We start from the raw sequence: 16,758 nt of genomic DNA, 5'->3' as shown, positions 1-16,758 counted from the left end.
GAATCATTTCCCTTCCTTCATTCCCATTTCTTCAATCATTTTTCTAATCCTTTTTAATTCTGCTTGATATTCTTCTTCGGTCATTTCTAGCACCCTGCCACTCATTCCGAAAGTCCCTGCGTCAATCTCCCCATTGCGTTCTTCAGCATCTTCTCCGTTCGGATTATCATCCGATTCGATAATCTTTTTGATTGCGTCTAGCGTTCCGTATTTTTCATAAATTTCTCTATTCAAAATTGATTTTGAATTCTCTATTGGGATTTCATCACTGGTGGCAAGATTCTTTGTTAGCTTTTTTTCAAAAAATGATTTATACGCAGCCATCTGTGGGACGCCCATCTCAATCATTTGATGATAAAAGCCTGTTTGTTTCTCGCTTAAGGTTCTATAGTCTTCTTTAGCAAAAGCACGGCCTTCTTTCGTTGCTCCTGATCCAAATAACATTCCAGCAGCAAAGTTAAATGGATCTTTCGTGTCAATCGGATATTTAAGTTTTCCGGCACTGTCATAAGATCCGGTACTTCCTCGCTCCATCGCTTTAAACCACTCAGAAGGTTTTTTACCAAAGTTAAGATTAAAGTCAGGTACTACTTTTGCATCTTCTAAAAACTTGTAGGTTCTTTCCAGTTGTTTGCCGCCGAACGGTGTTACAAAATTACCAACAAAATTTTGCCAGTCCACATCTTGACCTGTTAAGCCTTTTACCAAAGGTCTGCTAAGTGCGCTTAAGCCAACATTTCCCACCCCGTACCGAGTAGGATCAGCTTCTCCAAAAAACTTCTCGGAATCCTTGTCAGAGAGTCCTAAGAAAGCGATAGATTGAGCACCAAACGGAGCGTTAGAAGCAATTTCACCACCTAAACGACCAACAAGATTCGCTTTATTGTTGATAACATCATCCATAGCATCAATTAAATCCATGCCTACGCGATTACCAGTTAGTTTCTCATTTAGATTATTCATAAACCAAGTTGTAATAAAAATTGCCAACAAAGGTACGAATTTTTTATCAAATCCCATTTGTTTCATCATTTGCCAGGCATTATTTACTTCAACCTGGAATGGAGCGACAAGTTTAACAATTTCGCTTTTTTGCGTGAGCGGGATTTCACCGACACCACGTCCGGCTACAGCCCGGCGAACGACATCATCAGCGTAAGTCACAGGATTATCAACATTCAGACGTTGCCCCTGCTCATAGGCAGCGAACCACATGGATTCCGCTACTGCTTGATCGCCGAATTGGAGCGTCCAAGCAGAAAAGTCCTTGAGTTTGTTCAATGTCCCTTCGTCAAATTTTGAGAAAATATCGTCCATAAATCGTTCCTGAAGGAACGTGCTTTGGTTTATAGGTGATGATTCAAAATCCGTCTGCTGATTAAAATACTTACTGCTTAACTTTTGTGTAACGTAAGCAGTATAATCCTTCATTCCCTTGACGATATCCGAAGAAGCTTTTACACCGCCACGATCAGTTAAAATTCCTAGCGCATTAGGTAGATTATAGAACTGTGATACAGCACTGTTTAAGTTTCCCATTACTGCATTGCCTTTGACTTTACCGTTAATCTTTTTCATTACCTTCAATGTTTTTCGACCGTTATTCGTATTGGCTAATACTCGGTCGATATAATTGGTTTTGCCAGCAAGATCATTTGTGTAGTTTGACAGCCAGTTTATAAACCTTGTGTTCTCAACTCCAAGATCGTCAGAAGCTTTAACTAACTGCTGAATATCGCCACGATACTTCGCAACAACAGGATCGAAGGCAATCTTATGTTCCGCAATCGGAATGTAGTTAAGCATACCTGCGACCGCATCTTCAGTATAATGCGAATTTCCGTCGCGACGCTGCATGAAGGAAGCCCATCTTGATTTTGGTTTTGTAAATTCGCTGATTCCTGCCAGCTGATTTGAAACGCCCTGATCATTTTCTGAATTGAAGATATCAAGTAAGCTGTCCGCCATTGATAATTCTTGAAAATGCCTGTAATAATCCTTTCTTGGTTTTAACCGCTTGTTTTTATAAACGTTATCTGAAATCTTCGCAAATTGGTTTTCGCTCGCGCGAATCATCGCGTTTGCTTTCGACACTTCCGCGATCGCTGATGCGATATCTTCCGGTTTTGCGTCATTTGCCTTTAACTGCGCGACTTTCTCATTCAGAGCTTTTAACATTGTTTTTTGATAATTGATCTTTGCCATGAGTTCGTTCTGCTTATCTTTTACTTGCTGCTTTAAGGATTCCTCGGTGTAAATTTTTTCGAGAGTTGCGTTCATTCTTCCGACATATTCATCATACATTCCTCTGAAAATCCGATCCGCTTTTACAATGTCTTGCCACTTATTCGGGAAATCTTTTTGTAAATCTGAAAGTGAGTAAGGTTCAATTCTGTAAATGTCCTGCTCTCTAGCTAGGATTCCTTTTCCAACTTTTTCACTACCCACTTTGATCTGGCGCTGGCCTTCACCGTACCATTGCACGGCCGCTGATTCTTTTGATCCTTTTTTGATCCCTAATTCTTTCACGACTTTTGTATATAGTTTATTAACATTGTATTGTTTCCATTTTACAAAGCCTTTTTTCGCAATTTCCATAGGCTTTTCAAATACATCATACAGCTTTCTTCGCACCTCTTTGTTGCCGTCAGCTACGATATCCAAATTCTGTTGGGTTGTCTTATTTGGCGATCCGTAGTTTTTAATCATTCCAGCTAAGCCTTTAGCGTCAAATTGCTCTGTTATTTGATCCCCAGCTTCGGCTTCGCTCAGCACTTCTTTCGTTGCGTCTTCATAGGCTTTGCTTGTAGGTCTTCCGGATGCTAAATCCTTAGAGTATTGCTTTTTAGCCACTTTATCATAGTAAGATTTATCTGATCGATAAATGATTTCACTTTCAAAGTCTTGAAGAATTTCATTCAAGTCCGCCCGAAGATCATCTTTTGTATAGCCATAAGCATCGCTGATGTGATGGGTTTCTGGCTTTAAGCTCTCAACCAGATCAGCAATTGCTCTCACTTGATCGCCAGCGTGTGAAACATCTTCCAGCTGCGGATAAAGTGTTTTCAGTTCCTGATATCGTTGATCTATATTTATTCCTTCTTTTTCGCTGAAGCTTACAATATTCTTGAGTGATTTAACGATTTCTTTGTGATCCGGGATTTCTGATGCTAACAATCTACGATTGACTTTTATCTTTGATCCTCTTAGTTCATTTAGAAGTTGTTGATAATCCGCGTCCATTTCCGAATCCGGAACATACGAGTTTGACCAAATTTCATTGAACAGCCGATCTTTTGTTTCGTCGGAAATTTTCGAATCCTTTAAAACGTCTATGGCTGCCGAATCAATTAAGCTGTCTATGTTCGAACTATTGGTTTCTGTGCTGAAATCTTTGAACAGTTTTGATTTCAAATTTCTTTTGTAGTTATTATATGAAACTATATTTTTACTTAATTCTTCTGGTTTAACCTCTGTTTTTTCGATTATATCGGAATTCTTACCGAGCGACATTTTTTTATTGTCATTCGTTTCCCCATTAGCTATAATATTGTTGAACCCTGAATCACCGACCGTTTCGGACGTTCTAGCTTCGGCATCAATAGATGCATTAGCGTTGGTGGTAGGGGTTCTTTTTTTTATATATTGTGGCGCGTACATTGTTTTCAAAGTTAATCTATGCTTTTTGTTTGAAATCAGTTCAACACACGCAAGATTATCTTCACCAATTTTTTTAAATAATGTTAATGCATGGTTACCACTTTTTTTATCAATGCCAAAGTCAGAATAATCAAAATTATTAATTATATCTGTCATATATTTAAAATCATCTTTACTTAAAGTTCGACTATTTCCTTTGCTAATTTCTTTCTTTAAATCATATCCGTGCTGATTAATAGAATGTAAAACTTCGCTTGAATTCATTGTTATGCTAAAACCGGAAATATCATAGTTATACAATTGTTTGATTTTTTCTGCTAGGCTTTCTTTGACTTTGCCTATGTATAAATAACGCTGATCATTATTATATTTCCCAGTTAAACTGTTCTCAATGTATTCATCAAATTCTATATCTTTGCCAAGAATCAAAATTTTTTTGTTTTTTTCTAACTGAGACAGTTCCTCTTGAGAATACATATCAACATTTTTTTCATTAATTGGGTCAAGACTATATATCGTTTCATTTTTTTCTGTATTTTTTGATAATCTGCCTTTTGTTTCAGGAAGTTTATTTATTCTTTCCGAAGATGCCAAATTTCTTCGATTCGATGCATCTCTTGCTTCCACTTCCCCTAAATTATCCATATATTCTTCAATGTAATTAGAATCGTTCTTTTCATTGAGCAGATTTTCATATTCTTTCAGCGCGTTATCACCATATTTTTCTGCAATTGATTTACGCAAAGAAGATGTATACTTATCAAATTCGGCAAAAGAACTAAATTTTCCGTTTGTAAGTTTTTGTACGACTTCCGCTTCCTGCGGAGTTCCCCAGCTATTTAATGCTTCGCCCCAACCTTTTGTAGAGCTTTCAAAGTTTTTATACGCTTCATCAATTCCCGCATTTTGAGATAAGAATTTTCCTAATTTAGCTTTTTTCGCTTCTTCTTTTCTTAATGCCGAATCTTTGGCTTTTTTTATGTTTGAACCTGATTCGAAACCTTCTTGCTCTTGAATTGCATGTTGAATTTCATGAATTAAAGTTGATTCAAAGTTTCCTTCTCTCAAAGTATTAGCATTAATTCTAATTTTCTTCTGTTGCGAATTAAATCCACCATTTATATTATTTGGTGCGCCTTCAAGCAATTCGACAGTGTAACTTTTTAAGGATGGGTAATGTTTGTACAATGTCGGATGTGCCATGACATCTTCTAAATCTACCTCTCCAAATAACTTAAGCAAAGCTGTATTAAATTGCGCTTTGCTATCATCAATTTCAAAGCGCCATTTCCCATCAGCTTTTTTTACCCAACCTGTTTTTTTCCACGTTGTTTCTGTGTCTTCTGTGCTGTTTTGTGCTTCTTCGTATCCATCTGGTATTTCTTTAGCGTTAAGGCCACCAAACATATATTGTGCATCTAAATTATTATCTGCCTTTGCATCTTCAATTGCTCTGCGGTAAAGTTTTTCACATTCTCGCAGCTGGTCAGTGTAGGATTTAGCTTCTGACGACTGGCTACCGAATAATTTAGACAACGTTTCTCTGATCCAGTCCAAAATTTTCTGCGCCAAATTCCGATTTTTAGTCGCCAATAGCCTTATGGATTTTTCATCTTTAAAAAGATATTCTTCTGCAATTCGCGCATTAAGTTCCTTAATCGCATCAGTTTCATCGAGCTGCACTTTTCCTTCGGACACTTTCTCATATTGGTTAATGATATTTTCTTTCATTTTCGCCAAATCCCAGTGATTCGCTTTCGCTATTGCTTGAACAGCTACGCTAAACTGATCATACATGCCGCTGTTTTCGATGTGATGCGTCATTTCATGGACAAGGACGCATTTAGCTGGATTCTTCGTTCCTTTTGAAATGAAGATCGTACCGTTTTTATACATTCCATTAGCACCATATTCCAACGATTCTACAAACTGAACAGGAACGCCAGTTGCGTTTGATATTTCTGCTATTGTTTCAATTTCAGTTTGATTAAATCCGCCGATTTTCTTGGCTGATTCAAAGATCGCTTTTTTATTTAACCGCTGGGCCTGAAATCTGATTGCTGTATTTTTACTTTTTAAACTGTCTATTTTAAACTGAGTAGTTTGAGGGATTGCTTCAGAATCAACTGGTTGATTTACGTTGTTGTCAATTGCCTGCAATTGCGAACTATTGTTTTCAATTGTCTGCGACTGAATATTATTGATATCATTTGAAATCAATTGTCTGTTAGGCTGTACACGAGCTTCGTTTGCGTTCTCGATCGCTGAAATGGCGTCAGTAACATCAGCACCCAGATTTTCAGCGTTTAATCCTATACTTTCTTGCGGCTGTATTACTGCGTTATTTACAACGCGTTCTTCAGTTACAGTTTCAGCTGGAATTTCAATTGTAGGTTTTGTTTTTTCATCTTCTCCATCTTTAACATCGTTTTGAGATGACTTAGATTCTTCAATTCCTTCGTTCCATGTTGGAGTATAAGTTAAAGGATTTTTCCCCGTTGCCACTTGTACGCCCATTTCTCCAGCATTCATAACAGCAGATGTTAATGATCCTAAAAAAGCAGCCTGTAAAGCATCAGGAGCTACATTTTTTAAACGTTCCTCAAGTGTTTGACCTTTTTTTGCGTCTGTGTAAATATCAACTAAAAATTCACCGGCAATTTCAGAGACAGCTTCTTCAACACCTTCTCCGAAAATATTAATAAGTTTTGAAGCTATCGCTTTGCCAACCTCGCTTTTTAAAGTCTTATCTATGAGTTCATCTACAATTTTCTCTACGCCTTTCCCCAAAAAGCCCTCTTTATTCAACCCCGGAATGCCACCAAACATTTTTTCAGTAGCAATTTCCACTGCTCCAGACGCCATACCATAAGTGATGGCATTTTCTAAGTTTGCACCATCCTGCATTGCTTCGTGCGTCGCTCCGCCCATCGCACCAATCCCCATCAAAGGTAGGCCAGAACCCGGAGCAAATACGTTAGCAGCAATTGTAGGTATCATATTCCCTATACTATGCGCAACTTCTCCACCGATAGCCCAAGCGCCTTTTGCGGTTCTCTGGTCTCTTGGGGCAAGATCAAATAGTTCGTTTACCTTCGCTTGCTTTTGCATACCTTCGTTTTTGTTTACTTGTAGCTGTCCGATAAACTGTTCTCCGCCAATCTGATTGGCAACTTTAGCCATGTCATCCTGCCGCTGCTGATAACGATAAGCGCCTTGGTTATAAAAGTTTCTAAAGAAATCTTCGATCCCTTCAATGCCTTTATTTATATGGTAAGGCAACGCATTATTCCAAGATACTTCTTCACCTGGTGCTCCATACAAATCTAAATCATGTAAGCGCTGTTGAGCTTGCCGGAATGTCTTTTGATCGGAAAACTTCGTGTCTTTCATAATTTGTTTCAAACGTTCGCGATCTGTGCTAGCACTAATTTCGGCGGCTAAAGGTACTTTTGAATAAGTTCCTTCTTCCAGATCAACAGTGCCATTTTTTGTATCAAAAATTAAAACAGGTTTCCCGGCTGCACGTTTGGCAGCCAGGGATTCCTGTTCTTTTGCTTTTTCTTCTTCTTCCATTTCTTTTGGTATATAAACAGTAGGTCTTGGGATCGCTATGTTTGTTTGTCTTCTGCTTCCGTTATAATCATTATTTCCTTGATCATTTCCATTCCCCGAAAATCCAACTGCGGATTTAGGGATAAATACTGTAGGCATACACTACCTCCTGTTATCTATACTCTGTTCCGAACCCGTATCGCTCTGCAAGAATCTTCGCGTCAGCGGAAGAGATGATACCTTGTTTTACGGCATTACTGATATATTTAGCGATCGTCGCATCGTCAGCTCCTGACATCTGAAGACTCTGGAAATAGCTTTTTCCCGCAGATGATAACCCTGTCGCCGAAGATGCTTCGCCTGTATTTTTACCGATTTCTGTATTGATTCCTGTTCCGGAAGCTACACTCTTGGCCCTCGATTGGGCTTGTGATTGCTTCGCTTGCATCTGCTCCTGAAGCATAGCGATGTTGTTTCGCAGCGCTTCTACGGATGCTGACGACTGTGCGTTGGCGATCTGTAAATCGCCTTGTGACCTTACATCAGCAATTGCCCGCCGGATCGCGTCAGCTTCGGCTTGCTCTTGCAGGTTGATCTGATTTAAGCGGTTGCTATAATTGGTAGACATATCAAGGCTCTCTTGCCGCCCTGCGCCGCTGTCCAGTGCACCGCGATTTGCTTGTGTTTCTCGCAGCGCTCGCATTGCTTTATAGCGCTCAACCTCAGACTGATTTTTAAGTGGCTGATAAGTACCTGGCAGCGCGTCCAGCTGACCTTGGTACTTATTTGTTGCCTGCTCGACCTGGCTGCGGATCGCGGCGATATTGGCTTCCATTTGCTGGCGCTGCATCTCTGCGATCATCGCTTGGAGCTGACCGTAATAATCTGGGGCGGAGTAGCCATAACCGCCTCCGCCGCCTCCACCTGAATTTACTTTTGGTTTAGATTGTGCAGGAGCTTTATCGTAATATGAAGCTCCTGGCAAAAACATGTAATCGCCAGCCATGATTTACGCCTTCTTTCTGAATAATTTTTCGGTTACTTCCTCATATTCTTCCTGCGGTTGTGGCTGCGGTGCGGAATCAATCAGCTGAATATAATCCGGATCAGCCTGCACGTAAACAATGATATTGCCGATCCGCACCATAGCCCACGTATAGCCGTCCTGAGCAGGTTTTTCCGTGACAGCCAGTAAAGGGTATTCCTTACCCTTTTCGAGCCACAGGCTGTCTGGTTGAAGCGCGCCCATGACATTGTCGCGGGTGCGATATTTGTCACCGACGGTACCCTTTGTACAGCGAGCAATGCATGTAGTTTTGTTGACCATTTTGATTTCCTCCTTCGCTTCTACAAACGCCAAAGCGTTTGGAATCCCTCTTTCGTGGCCGTCAGATGGATTGTTGACGATCGTCCGCTTACCAGATGCGTCTTCGATCACCATTTCCGACGATCCGGAACTGTCGAGCGCAAAGCAATAGGATACTTGCTTGGACAATGCGTATTCCTGCGCCTGACGCAGTGTGATACCTTTTGAACCTGCGATCTCATCGACGATCACAAACTCTGCCGCATTATCCCAGTGAATCATCAGCAGCGTCTGAGCGTCTACTTTGTCCAGTCTATCCCAGCTTTCAGCTGACATCTGTTCGACAGCTTCACCGTTGCTGACGATGCAGCCGGCAACGGAAATTCCGACGGTCACGCCGTGTTCCTTACGCCAATCCCAGCTGTTCATGTCTCCGTAATGTAACTGCCCATTTTCGAGAAGTACGAGGTCAACCCAGCCGTCAATGTTTGTCGCTTCGTCTCGGCGCTCGCCCTGATCCCGACCGATGATCTGGCCTTGATCCGGGCCTGCTTCCAGTTTGAAATAGCTGCAATTAATAAGACAGTTAACCTTGATCGACTTGTCTTGTGGGTAAATCTTTGACAGTGGTAAGAGCTGCTTTGGATCGTTTTGCAGCAGCATAAGCTTCTCGCCCGGCTGCTGCCTGCGCGAATAAATCCGGCTGTTGTAGAGATACTCTTGAGCTACATGTTCCATAGGTTCCTCCTTCCGCGGCGTTCCGCGCCACGGATAACTATCTTTATAGTCGTTTGTTTTGACGATCTGTACGTCATCCGGAACAAACAGAACGTCGTAGATGTGCTGCTTACCGCCAGTTGACAGCATGCTATAGTTGCCATTGCCGACATCATACCAATAAGCACCCGTCAGATGCCCGCGAGCAAAGACAGCGTGGACGTGTGAAGCAAACTTACCATCTTTCCACGATCCTCGACCGCCTTCGCGGTAAAAAGCTTCGCCTTGCCGAATCACTGCACCAACATAACAATTTGGCATCATATCAGAGTCATCACAATGCGCAAAACGGCCGCAGACGTAATCCGTAAACGTTGGCGTTTCCACCTTTTCCAACGACTCAAAAAAGACAGTATTTGCGACTCTGCTGATCTGTTTGATCTTTAAATCAAAGGGAGCAAAGACTAAGTCCTTGCCCCCATCCGATCCTCCGAAATCAAGGGCGTAGGTGCCCTTGTGTGTCGTGTAATCCTCTCCGGCCGTGCACCGGAGAATATCCATGAAAAAAAGTGCTTTTTGCACTTTATCCCTCCTTTCTTATTTTTCCATCCACATGTCATAAATGTACAATGTCGCATAGTGAATTCTGAACAGATTGTTTTGATCGATCACACTTTTATCAGCTTCCATAACTATAGTGTTGTATCCCTGCCTGAATTGGCCGCTGAGCAAGTTGTAGTTATTTATGCCACCGTGGCCAGTTCCCGAAGATAATGCCGCACGAACACAGAGTCTACCGTAACCGACTTGATCAAATTTACTCTGTAGCCCGAAAAGAGAATTGTTGTTACCGTCTGGCGACCGAAGCTCATACCATCCTGATCCTTTAACGACAGACGCCGATCCCCCGCCGTTGGATGTGATTTTAAATGCATTATCGGTCACAAATGCACCGTTTTTTACGATATAGAATTTATCTCCAGGTGCGCGAACTTGAGCAACAAACGTCAGCTGATATCCGATACCATTACCGCCAACCGATCCACTTGTCATGTAAAATTTGATTGATTTAATTTTATCGTTAACTGTGATTACTGCATTTGCACCGCCAACCACTTTACTGTTTGTCACTGAGTAGATCGTTTTGCTTGTATCATCTTCGAGCGTAATCGTTACGGTTACGGTGGCTACATAGTCAGAGAAGCTACGAAACCATGACAAATAAACTTTATCAACGTAAACAGGTTTGTCGAACGTCTTTGATCCGCTAACGCTTCCCGGGGATTGTCTGGCATCAAAAAGGTTGATGACTTCGTAATCTTGTTTTTTATTAACGTTATCTCCAAACAACATTTTTACTCACCGACCTTCTCGAGCCAATCAATGACGCCACCGCCCTGATAATGTGCATCTGGTGCATATCCTACGCCCTGACCATAGAAATGCAGCCTTACACCTACACATTCTTTTAATTGTGTTCTATTTTGCTGTCCGCCGCCGCTGTATCTTGCGTAACTCTTAGGTCCTGTACATGCTTCAACTGTTCCATCCTCGTAAATAAATGCCATTTCCGTTATTCCTGCCCAGTTATTACAATAGGTATAGCATTCAAGCACTACTAGTGGCTTAGGAAATTTGATATACCAAGGGTATTCCGCCGGATTAGTAATGGAACTTGCATTGTTGAAATTGACATTCTGCCCCATGTTGAAATAAGCGTCAGGCAAATTCGTTTCCCAGCCTGGCTGGTCTTTATATCTGGCAAAAAAGTCCTTCGCATAGTTTCCACGAAACCGTTGATATTTTTCAATCCCACCAGATTTCTTACTGGATTTTTTACCGCCGAACAACATGTTCGACACCTCTTTTCCAGTAACGCTTAACACTTTGACAAAGTGGGTAAAGCGGGTAGACAAAATGGTTTTGAGCGCTTTTAAGCGCCCCCCCCCCCCCCCCGACTCTTCTGAGTCCTATGGCAGTAAACGAATTAAAATGTGGGTCACGACTATTCGGGCTGAAGTAAATGCTAAAAGATGTTTTGTTTTTTAGCGCTTCAGGCGTTTCAAACAAAGAAATGTCTAAAATTAAATCTTGAATTGTGTAACCTGGACTGTACCCATAATCATCGGCATACAAACTGCCAATCCGGTGACCGTTACCTGCGGAGTCGCGGTAATAGATGCTCTCATTAGACCTGTCGAATTGTTGATAGGAATAAGATATTTTAAATTGGTAATACCCTTTCGGGAAAGTAACAACTACTCCACTATTTTTATTATTTTTTACCGAGCAACTAACCGGTTCAGTTTCCAGTGGATTTCCGCCTGTTTTTTTTGATCCTCCGAATAGCATTATCCCAACTCCTTCCAAACGACGTTATTCAACACCACGTCAACACTTGGCTGTGCGCTTGCATAAAATCTGATCTTCCCTGCCATCGTGTTACCTCTCTCTATGATGTCATCCGATCCCGGTTCGGTTTCATAGTCTGCCTTACAGGTTTCGGTCATGCCGGCCACGGCATAGTCAGAACAGAATCCATAGAAACTTGCGTAGCTGTCCGTATTAGCCACAAACGACGCAGCTGTTAAAGTAACGTTACGAATTAAATGCTCATCACTTAATCCATTGAGCTTTTTAACCATTGCCGGTGACATAACGCCAGCGGCTGATTCAGTCGCTACATTTGGCATTGGATGGCTGTGTGGCGGGATTAAATTACTCATTGCATCCATATCTTATCCTCCCTTCGTGATCCTGATAAGCGGGATCGTTATTGTCGCTGTCGGCTTTGTTTTTGCATAGATCGCGATCGCATTTGCTGCAATCGCGCCTACACAAAAATTCATGCTGGCAACATCAGAATCTGAAAATTTTAAATATGCCTGATCCGCTGTCGTGATCCCTGACACAGTCAGGTTTGCTTTAAAGCTATACCCTGATTTTTCAGACGATGCCGACCACGCTGTAGTTGCTATCGTCAAATTTGTTTTATTGACTGCCTTATTATTAAAACCATCAATGATCTCATTTATCTTTGCGATCACCTGCGACGGTTTTAATGATTGAGTGATCTTAGCTATTGCCATAGGATCACCCCGCTACACTAACTCGATATAGCCCGCAAATTTATCTGCGTTGTAAATAACGATATTAGATGCTTGGCAGTCGACATCAACAAGCACCTCATAATTGCTCGATCCGTCAGTCTTATAAACTCCGCCAACAAGCGATTTGCCACTATGAGGGATCGTTAATGGGTAAAGACCGTTTGATATTGCACCCCATTTTGCGTCCGAAGTGGTAAAGCTCACTTTGGTTTTGGTTGCTTGTCCGCTGGCTGCTGCTGCCGCATCCCAGCTTGTGATCTTAGCTGCATTAATCCCATCCAAGGCGGATTTATTGTTGTGAGAATGCCGTGCGTTTGTATTGGCGGTGATCTCATCTTGCACCGCCTGAAGCAGCATTGCCTTAGTCACGCTGCCAGTCTTAATGACCGCAGAAATTTTGTGATCCGCTGACATCGTGAGGTCAATGGTTGCCGTATCAGTAACACCATACTCATTGATAAATGCCGACATCGGAATCGGGTAACTTGTGCCGTCATCTAAAGTTAAAATAAGTTGCTGATTCGTGGAGTCATAAGTAAAATTCGTGACTACTTTTTCCAATTTTGTATCAACAGTAATCTTTGTTCCATCCAACTTGGTAAAAGTAAAAACGCCTGTACCTTCTGCATAGCTAACTCCGCTAACCAGCGGATTAAATCGATCCGCATGAGCATCTGCCGCTGTATTGTGACTTGTAAGCGCGGTCTTATCCGCCTTGTTGGTGTATAAAACTGTAAAGTTATCCGCGATCGCCTTAACAAAGTCCTTAAATCGCTGGCCTAACTTTATTGTTGATTGAGCTATGTTTCCGCCTCCTCCACTTGTATTCTGCCTGAAAAGGGCAGCTCCGAATAAATGATCACATCTCCATTGATCATGATGTCATAGCTGACAATTACGTCGTGCAGATTGTTATCGTCATCTCTTGATACGATGCTCTTTACAATCGCCTGTGTGCCCAGCCCGTGTAGTTCAGCGGGCAGGATCAGGCGCTTATAATTCAGATCATCTTCCCAATCTGCGGTCATGAAATCGTAATTGTAATAAGCCTTAGACAGCGTATTGATATTAAGCCCGGTGTAATCAAGGCGGCCAATTAGTTTCTCGTTCATACGCTACCTCCTGAGGTTACCGATATCGTTGACTCAATGATTACAAAGCGCTTGCCGTTTGTTTCCAACGTTACGGAGTAGTTATAATCTCCGACAGCCAACATCTCGGTTTCCGCTGCGGTGATCGTCAGATCGCCGATTAAATACTTGCTCATTACTGTGCCACCGGTTGCGTCTGTAACCCTGAAGATTAAAGAATCCGAAGATGAAGGAACATACTCATTGCCGATCTCATCGGTGATCTGGATGGCCTTGCTATAATCAGTTCCCTTGATCAAATTAATTTTGTTGGTGTCGCCGTCCATCCAAGGCGCTACACGGTCTATTTTGATTGTTTTGATGGCAATATCCTCTGTTGGGATTTTGTCCAAGACAACCTTTAGATAGCCGTCCTCCGTCGCGCAATGGCCTTGATACTTAAGCGCTGGCTGATCAAAGATGACTGAAGCAAAATCTGTCGCTTTTAGTCCTACAATCCTGACCTGGGCGCTGATCACGTCGCCTGAACTGACGAACTTAGATTTAGGGATTGTGACATCCTCAATATAGTAACCATAGCTTGATCCGCCTGATCCTCCGCCGCCAGAACCAAAGGTCTTGACTACGATCATCTGGCCATTATCACTCACTTCAGCATTTAAAAACTGGAGTTTTTTTCTCTTTGGGAAAACAGTTCCAGTTTCATCCACCACTTGAGTAGACATCAGCAGCTCAGTCCAAACTTTGTTATCATCCGATTTTTCCAGATTTCCGTCCGCAGACATGCGTAAGTATCGGATATCATCTGATATCACGCGATTACGGTCTAAAGCGGCGATTTGATCTGCGATGCTGGTCGCTGGTGTACCGTCAGGTTTAACCATTGTTCTGGATTCAGTAGCACCGTTCATATCCGACGACGCTCCATTTTCCAGATTTCCGATCAGATTATTGATAAACTCTTTCGTCTGCTTATGCAAACTGTAAATCTGCTCGCGGGCTTCCGTTTCATTTTCAGGATCAGGATATTCTGCGGAATTTAAGAAGCCATCTTCCGGATTAAATTTTAATTTTTCCATCTGTACCTCCTTCCTATTTAATTTTTTTAACAGGAACGTACATAAATCTCAGTGCTGAGATCGACATATCCCGGTTGTACTCGTTATTTCCAAACCACACGCTTAAAAGCTGTATTTTTTTAAGTGAACAGTTACGGGTGAAGGTTTTTCCGAAATTGATTACAGTCCAGCCAAAAGATGACCACGCAAACTTACTCCACATGTGACTGTAAACTTGGATGTCCTCGACTTCTTCCTCGCCGTCCCGGCTGTCCTCGGTAATATATCGAATTTTGATTCGGGTTGGCGTATCGCCGCGAACCATAACAAACATTTTTTTGACGGTTTTAAGATAATCAAAAAGTCCGAATTGCATAAACGGAGTCTGGTAATAGCTATTGATCGGATCACCAAAATCATTAAATTTTGGAGTCAGCCCAACCAGCCTATTACCGCGAGCGTGAAACAGGTCTTTGTCATCCACAACCCAGTCATTGACCCTGAAATTGTCAAACAAGAACCAAGCCAGCGACTGCGCATCGAAATCCGGATTGCCACTGTACTTATATGGGCTTGTCGTGTAATCCCACAGATAAACCTTTCCGTTGATTGCTACCCAGTATTTTCCGTCAAAATTCACTGTTCTGGCCTTTGGTAAATCCACCTCCTGCAATAAACCGGGAGATCGGAATCCTCCATTGATATTACGGCTGATCACCTGTACATTTCGTTCACCTTCAATGAGCGTCGAAACGAGCGTACAAGCGCCGTAAACCGTAGACAGCCAGGTCAGTTTGTTGTCCAAATACTGGATGCTATAAGGGCAGTCACAGCCCATCTTTGAGTTAAGCAGCGTGCTGTCAAAGCGCGCTTTGCCATCAGTGGTATTGACATACTTAAGCGTAAACATTTCAGACGGTTTAAAGACAATCAGCGTGTCATACTGCTCGCCAAAGCCGACGATGTCCTGCTCGCCGTTCCCCAGAGAATTGTAGTTATTTTCCGGGAAGTACGAAGCGTCAAAAACGTCGGAATAGTAGCAAATACTGTTACCATTTCCAGCCACAAACATACGACTATTGTTGCTTCCGCCGTAGGCCGTCATAAACTTACACTTAAGGATGGAATCAATATACTCCTGCTCCGTTTTGTAAGCTGTGATTACGACGTTGTTCTGTCCTTTCTCTGGCGCTGTTGCAAAGGTGACTTTACCGGCTTCGTAATCTACAGTAAAGCCTTCAGTGACCTCTTTGCCGCCGATTTCTATCTTGACCGCTGGATCAGTGTCCAGCTTATCCTGCGTCAGCTTGTACTCTTTACTCGTGCCATCGCCATTGAAGGTGTTCTTCCAGCCTTTGCCCAGCCGGTTATAGTTATCAATGAGATCAGAGTAATCGCCTGCCGGCGTGCGGTTGATAACCACATCCGGGATAAACGGATCAACAGGTTTAACCTCTTTGTTGTCATAAACGACAAATTCATGACCGTTCAAATAATAGATATTTTTGTTGAAGTTCAGAAACTGTCCGGCGGACTCCGTCAGCCCGTCATACAGTTCTGTGATTGCACGCGTTAACTTATCATAAGCACAAATTTTTGTACCAGCATGAATGATGACCTTATCCCGATACGATCCCAAAGCATAAATCTCACCCGGGAAGGCCTCGCTGATCCACTCCTGTCCATACCTCTTGCCAAAGCTGCCATTACGCATCATACGATTGAGCATGGCTGGGCTTTGATTGCTGGTCAGGTTGTACTCCAAATCCTGAATATTAAGGCCACCTGAACCGGGGTTAGGAATCTCATAGGTCTTATACGACTGCGGTTTGAATGACGGCTGCTGGATCATGAGTAGACATCCTTAATCTTGCGTGGGATGTACTTAGTTACCGTTATCTTGGCGTTCGTGTACTTGGTATTAAAAATCGAAAATTTGCTGAGGTCATCATCAATGAAAAAGGCAGCCGCTAAACCATAAGGCAGCACCTCACGGCATACAGCATCCTCATAAGGCAGCTCGTCTTCTTTACTCGTTACGACTGGGCAGATCAGTAAAGGTTCTTTGCCACGGAACTCGCGGACGTGATTGTTGAGATCGAAGTTTTCCGACAACAGGACGTTGATGTTATCCATGTAGTAATTGTCATAGTCCTTTGAGGTCGGCTTTTCAAACATGAGGTTTTTAGTCAATTTATATAATTCTTGAACTGTCATACTCTCACCTCTTTAAAAGTGGAAAGAGGGGAAATCAATCCCCT

The 16,758-nt window shown here is 42.3% G+C and carries 13 protein-coding genes; all 13 read right to left on the bottom strand.

All coding sequences use genetic code 11. The features are described from left to right. Positions 1-3 precede the first annotated feature (3 nt). The 13 genes from I2D94_RS08350 to I2D94_RS08290 all read right to left on the bottom strand — a co-directional run bounded on the left by I2D94_RS08350 (position 4) and on the right by I2D94_RS08290 (position 16,714). Positions 4-7,374 (bottom strand): LPD23 domain-containing protein, encoded by a 7,371-nt coding sequence (locus I2D94_RS08350; protein WP_195396292.1) that lies wholly within the window; start codon positions 7,372-7,374, stop codon positions 4-6. 13 nt (positions 7,375-7,387) lie between these two features. After that, positions 7,388-8,221, bottom strand: coding sequence for a hypothetical protein (locus tag I2D94_RS08345; protein WP_072682903.1), 834 nt, complete (start codon positions 8,219-8,221; stop codon positions 7,388-7,390). A gap of 3 nt (positions 8,222-8,224) precedes the next feature. After that, a complete protein-coding gene (locus tag I2D94_RS08340) occupies positions 8,225-9,799 on the bottom strand; it encodes a phosphodiester glycosidase family protein (RefSeq protein ID WP_195396291.1) in 1,575 nt (524 codons plus the stop codon). A 36-nt stretch (positions 9,800-9,835) separates the two neighbouring features. After that, a complete protein-coding gene (locus tag I2D94_RS08335) occupies positions 9,836-10,591 on the bottom strand; it encodes a hypothetical protein (protein ID WP_195396289.1) in 756 nt (251 codons plus the stop codon). A gap of 2 nt (positions 10,592-10,593) precedes the next feature. Further along, positions 10,594-11,091, bottom strand: coding sequence for a hypothetical protein (locus I2D94_RS08330; RefSeq protein WP_195396287.1), 498 nt, complete (start codon positions 11,089-11,091; stop codon positions 10,594-10,596). Then, positions 11,075-11,590 (bottom strand): hypothetical protein, encoded by a 516-nt coding sequence (locus I2D94_RS08325; protein ID WP_195396285.1) that lies wholly within the window; start codon positions 11,588-11,590, stop codon positions 11,075-11,077. The genes I2D94_RS08330 and I2D94_RS08325 overlap by 17 nt, the downstream gene beginning before the upstream one ends. Beyond that, positions 11,590-11,973: a hypothetical protein gene (locus I2D94_RS08320; RefSeq protein ID WP_195396283.1), complete on the bottom strand. Its 384-nt coding sequence runs from the start codon at positions 11,971-11,973 to the stop codon at positions 11,590-11,592. Before I2D94_RS08320 ends, I2D94_RS08325 begins: the two co-directional genes overlap by 1 nt. 3 nt (positions 11,974-11,976) lie before the next feature. Further along, positions 11,977-12,327: a hypothetical protein gene (locus I2D94_RS08315; RefSeq protein WP_195396281.1), complete on the bottom strand. Its 351-nt coding sequence runs from the start codon at positions 12,325-12,327 to the stop codon at positions 11,977-11,979. Between the two features lie 12 nt (positions 12,328-12,339). Then, a complete protein-coding gene (locus I2D94_RS08310; protein WP_195396279.1) occupies positions 12,340-12,909 on the bottom strand; it encodes a hypothetical protein in 570 nt (189 codons plus the stop codon). A gap of 239 nt (positions 12,910-13,148) precedes the next feature. Then, complete coding sequence (locus I2D94_RS08305; protein WP_195396277.1) at positions 13,149-13,460, bottom strand: hypothetical protein; 312 nt, start codon at positions 13,458-13,460, stop codon at positions 13,149-13,151. Beyond that, positions 13,457-14,518: a hypothetical protein gene (locus I2D94_RS08300; RefSeq protein WP_195396275.1), complete on the bottom strand. Its 1,062-nt coding sequence runs from the start codon at positions 14,516-14,518 to the stop codon at positions 13,457-13,459. Before I2D94_RS08300 ends, I2D94_RS08305 begins: the two co-directional genes overlap by 4 nt. Positions 14,519-14,531: 13 nt before the next feature. Next, entirely contained in the window at positions 14,532-16,349 is a 1,818-nt protein-coding gene (locus tag I2D94_RS08295) for a hypothetical protein (protein ID WP_195396273.1), read from the bottom strand. After that, positions 16,346-16,714, bottom strand: a complete 369-nt coding sequence (locus I2D94_RS08290) for a hypothetical protein (RefSeq protein ID WP_195396271.1) — start codon at positions 16,712-16,714, stop codon at positions 16,346-16,348. Before I2D94_RS08290 ends, I2D94_RS08295 begins: the two co-directional genes overlap by 4 nt. Between the last annotated feature and the right edge of the window lie 44 nt (positions 16,715-16,758).

The organism is Holdemania sp. 1001302B_160321_E10 (genome assembly GCF_015552275.1).
GTDB lineage: Bacteria > Bacillota_I > Bacilli_A > Erysipelotrichales > Erysipelotrichaceae > Holdemania.
The sequence above is the reverse complement of the archived record's forward strand: the minus strand, read 5'-3'. Positions and strand labels throughout refer to the sequence as shown.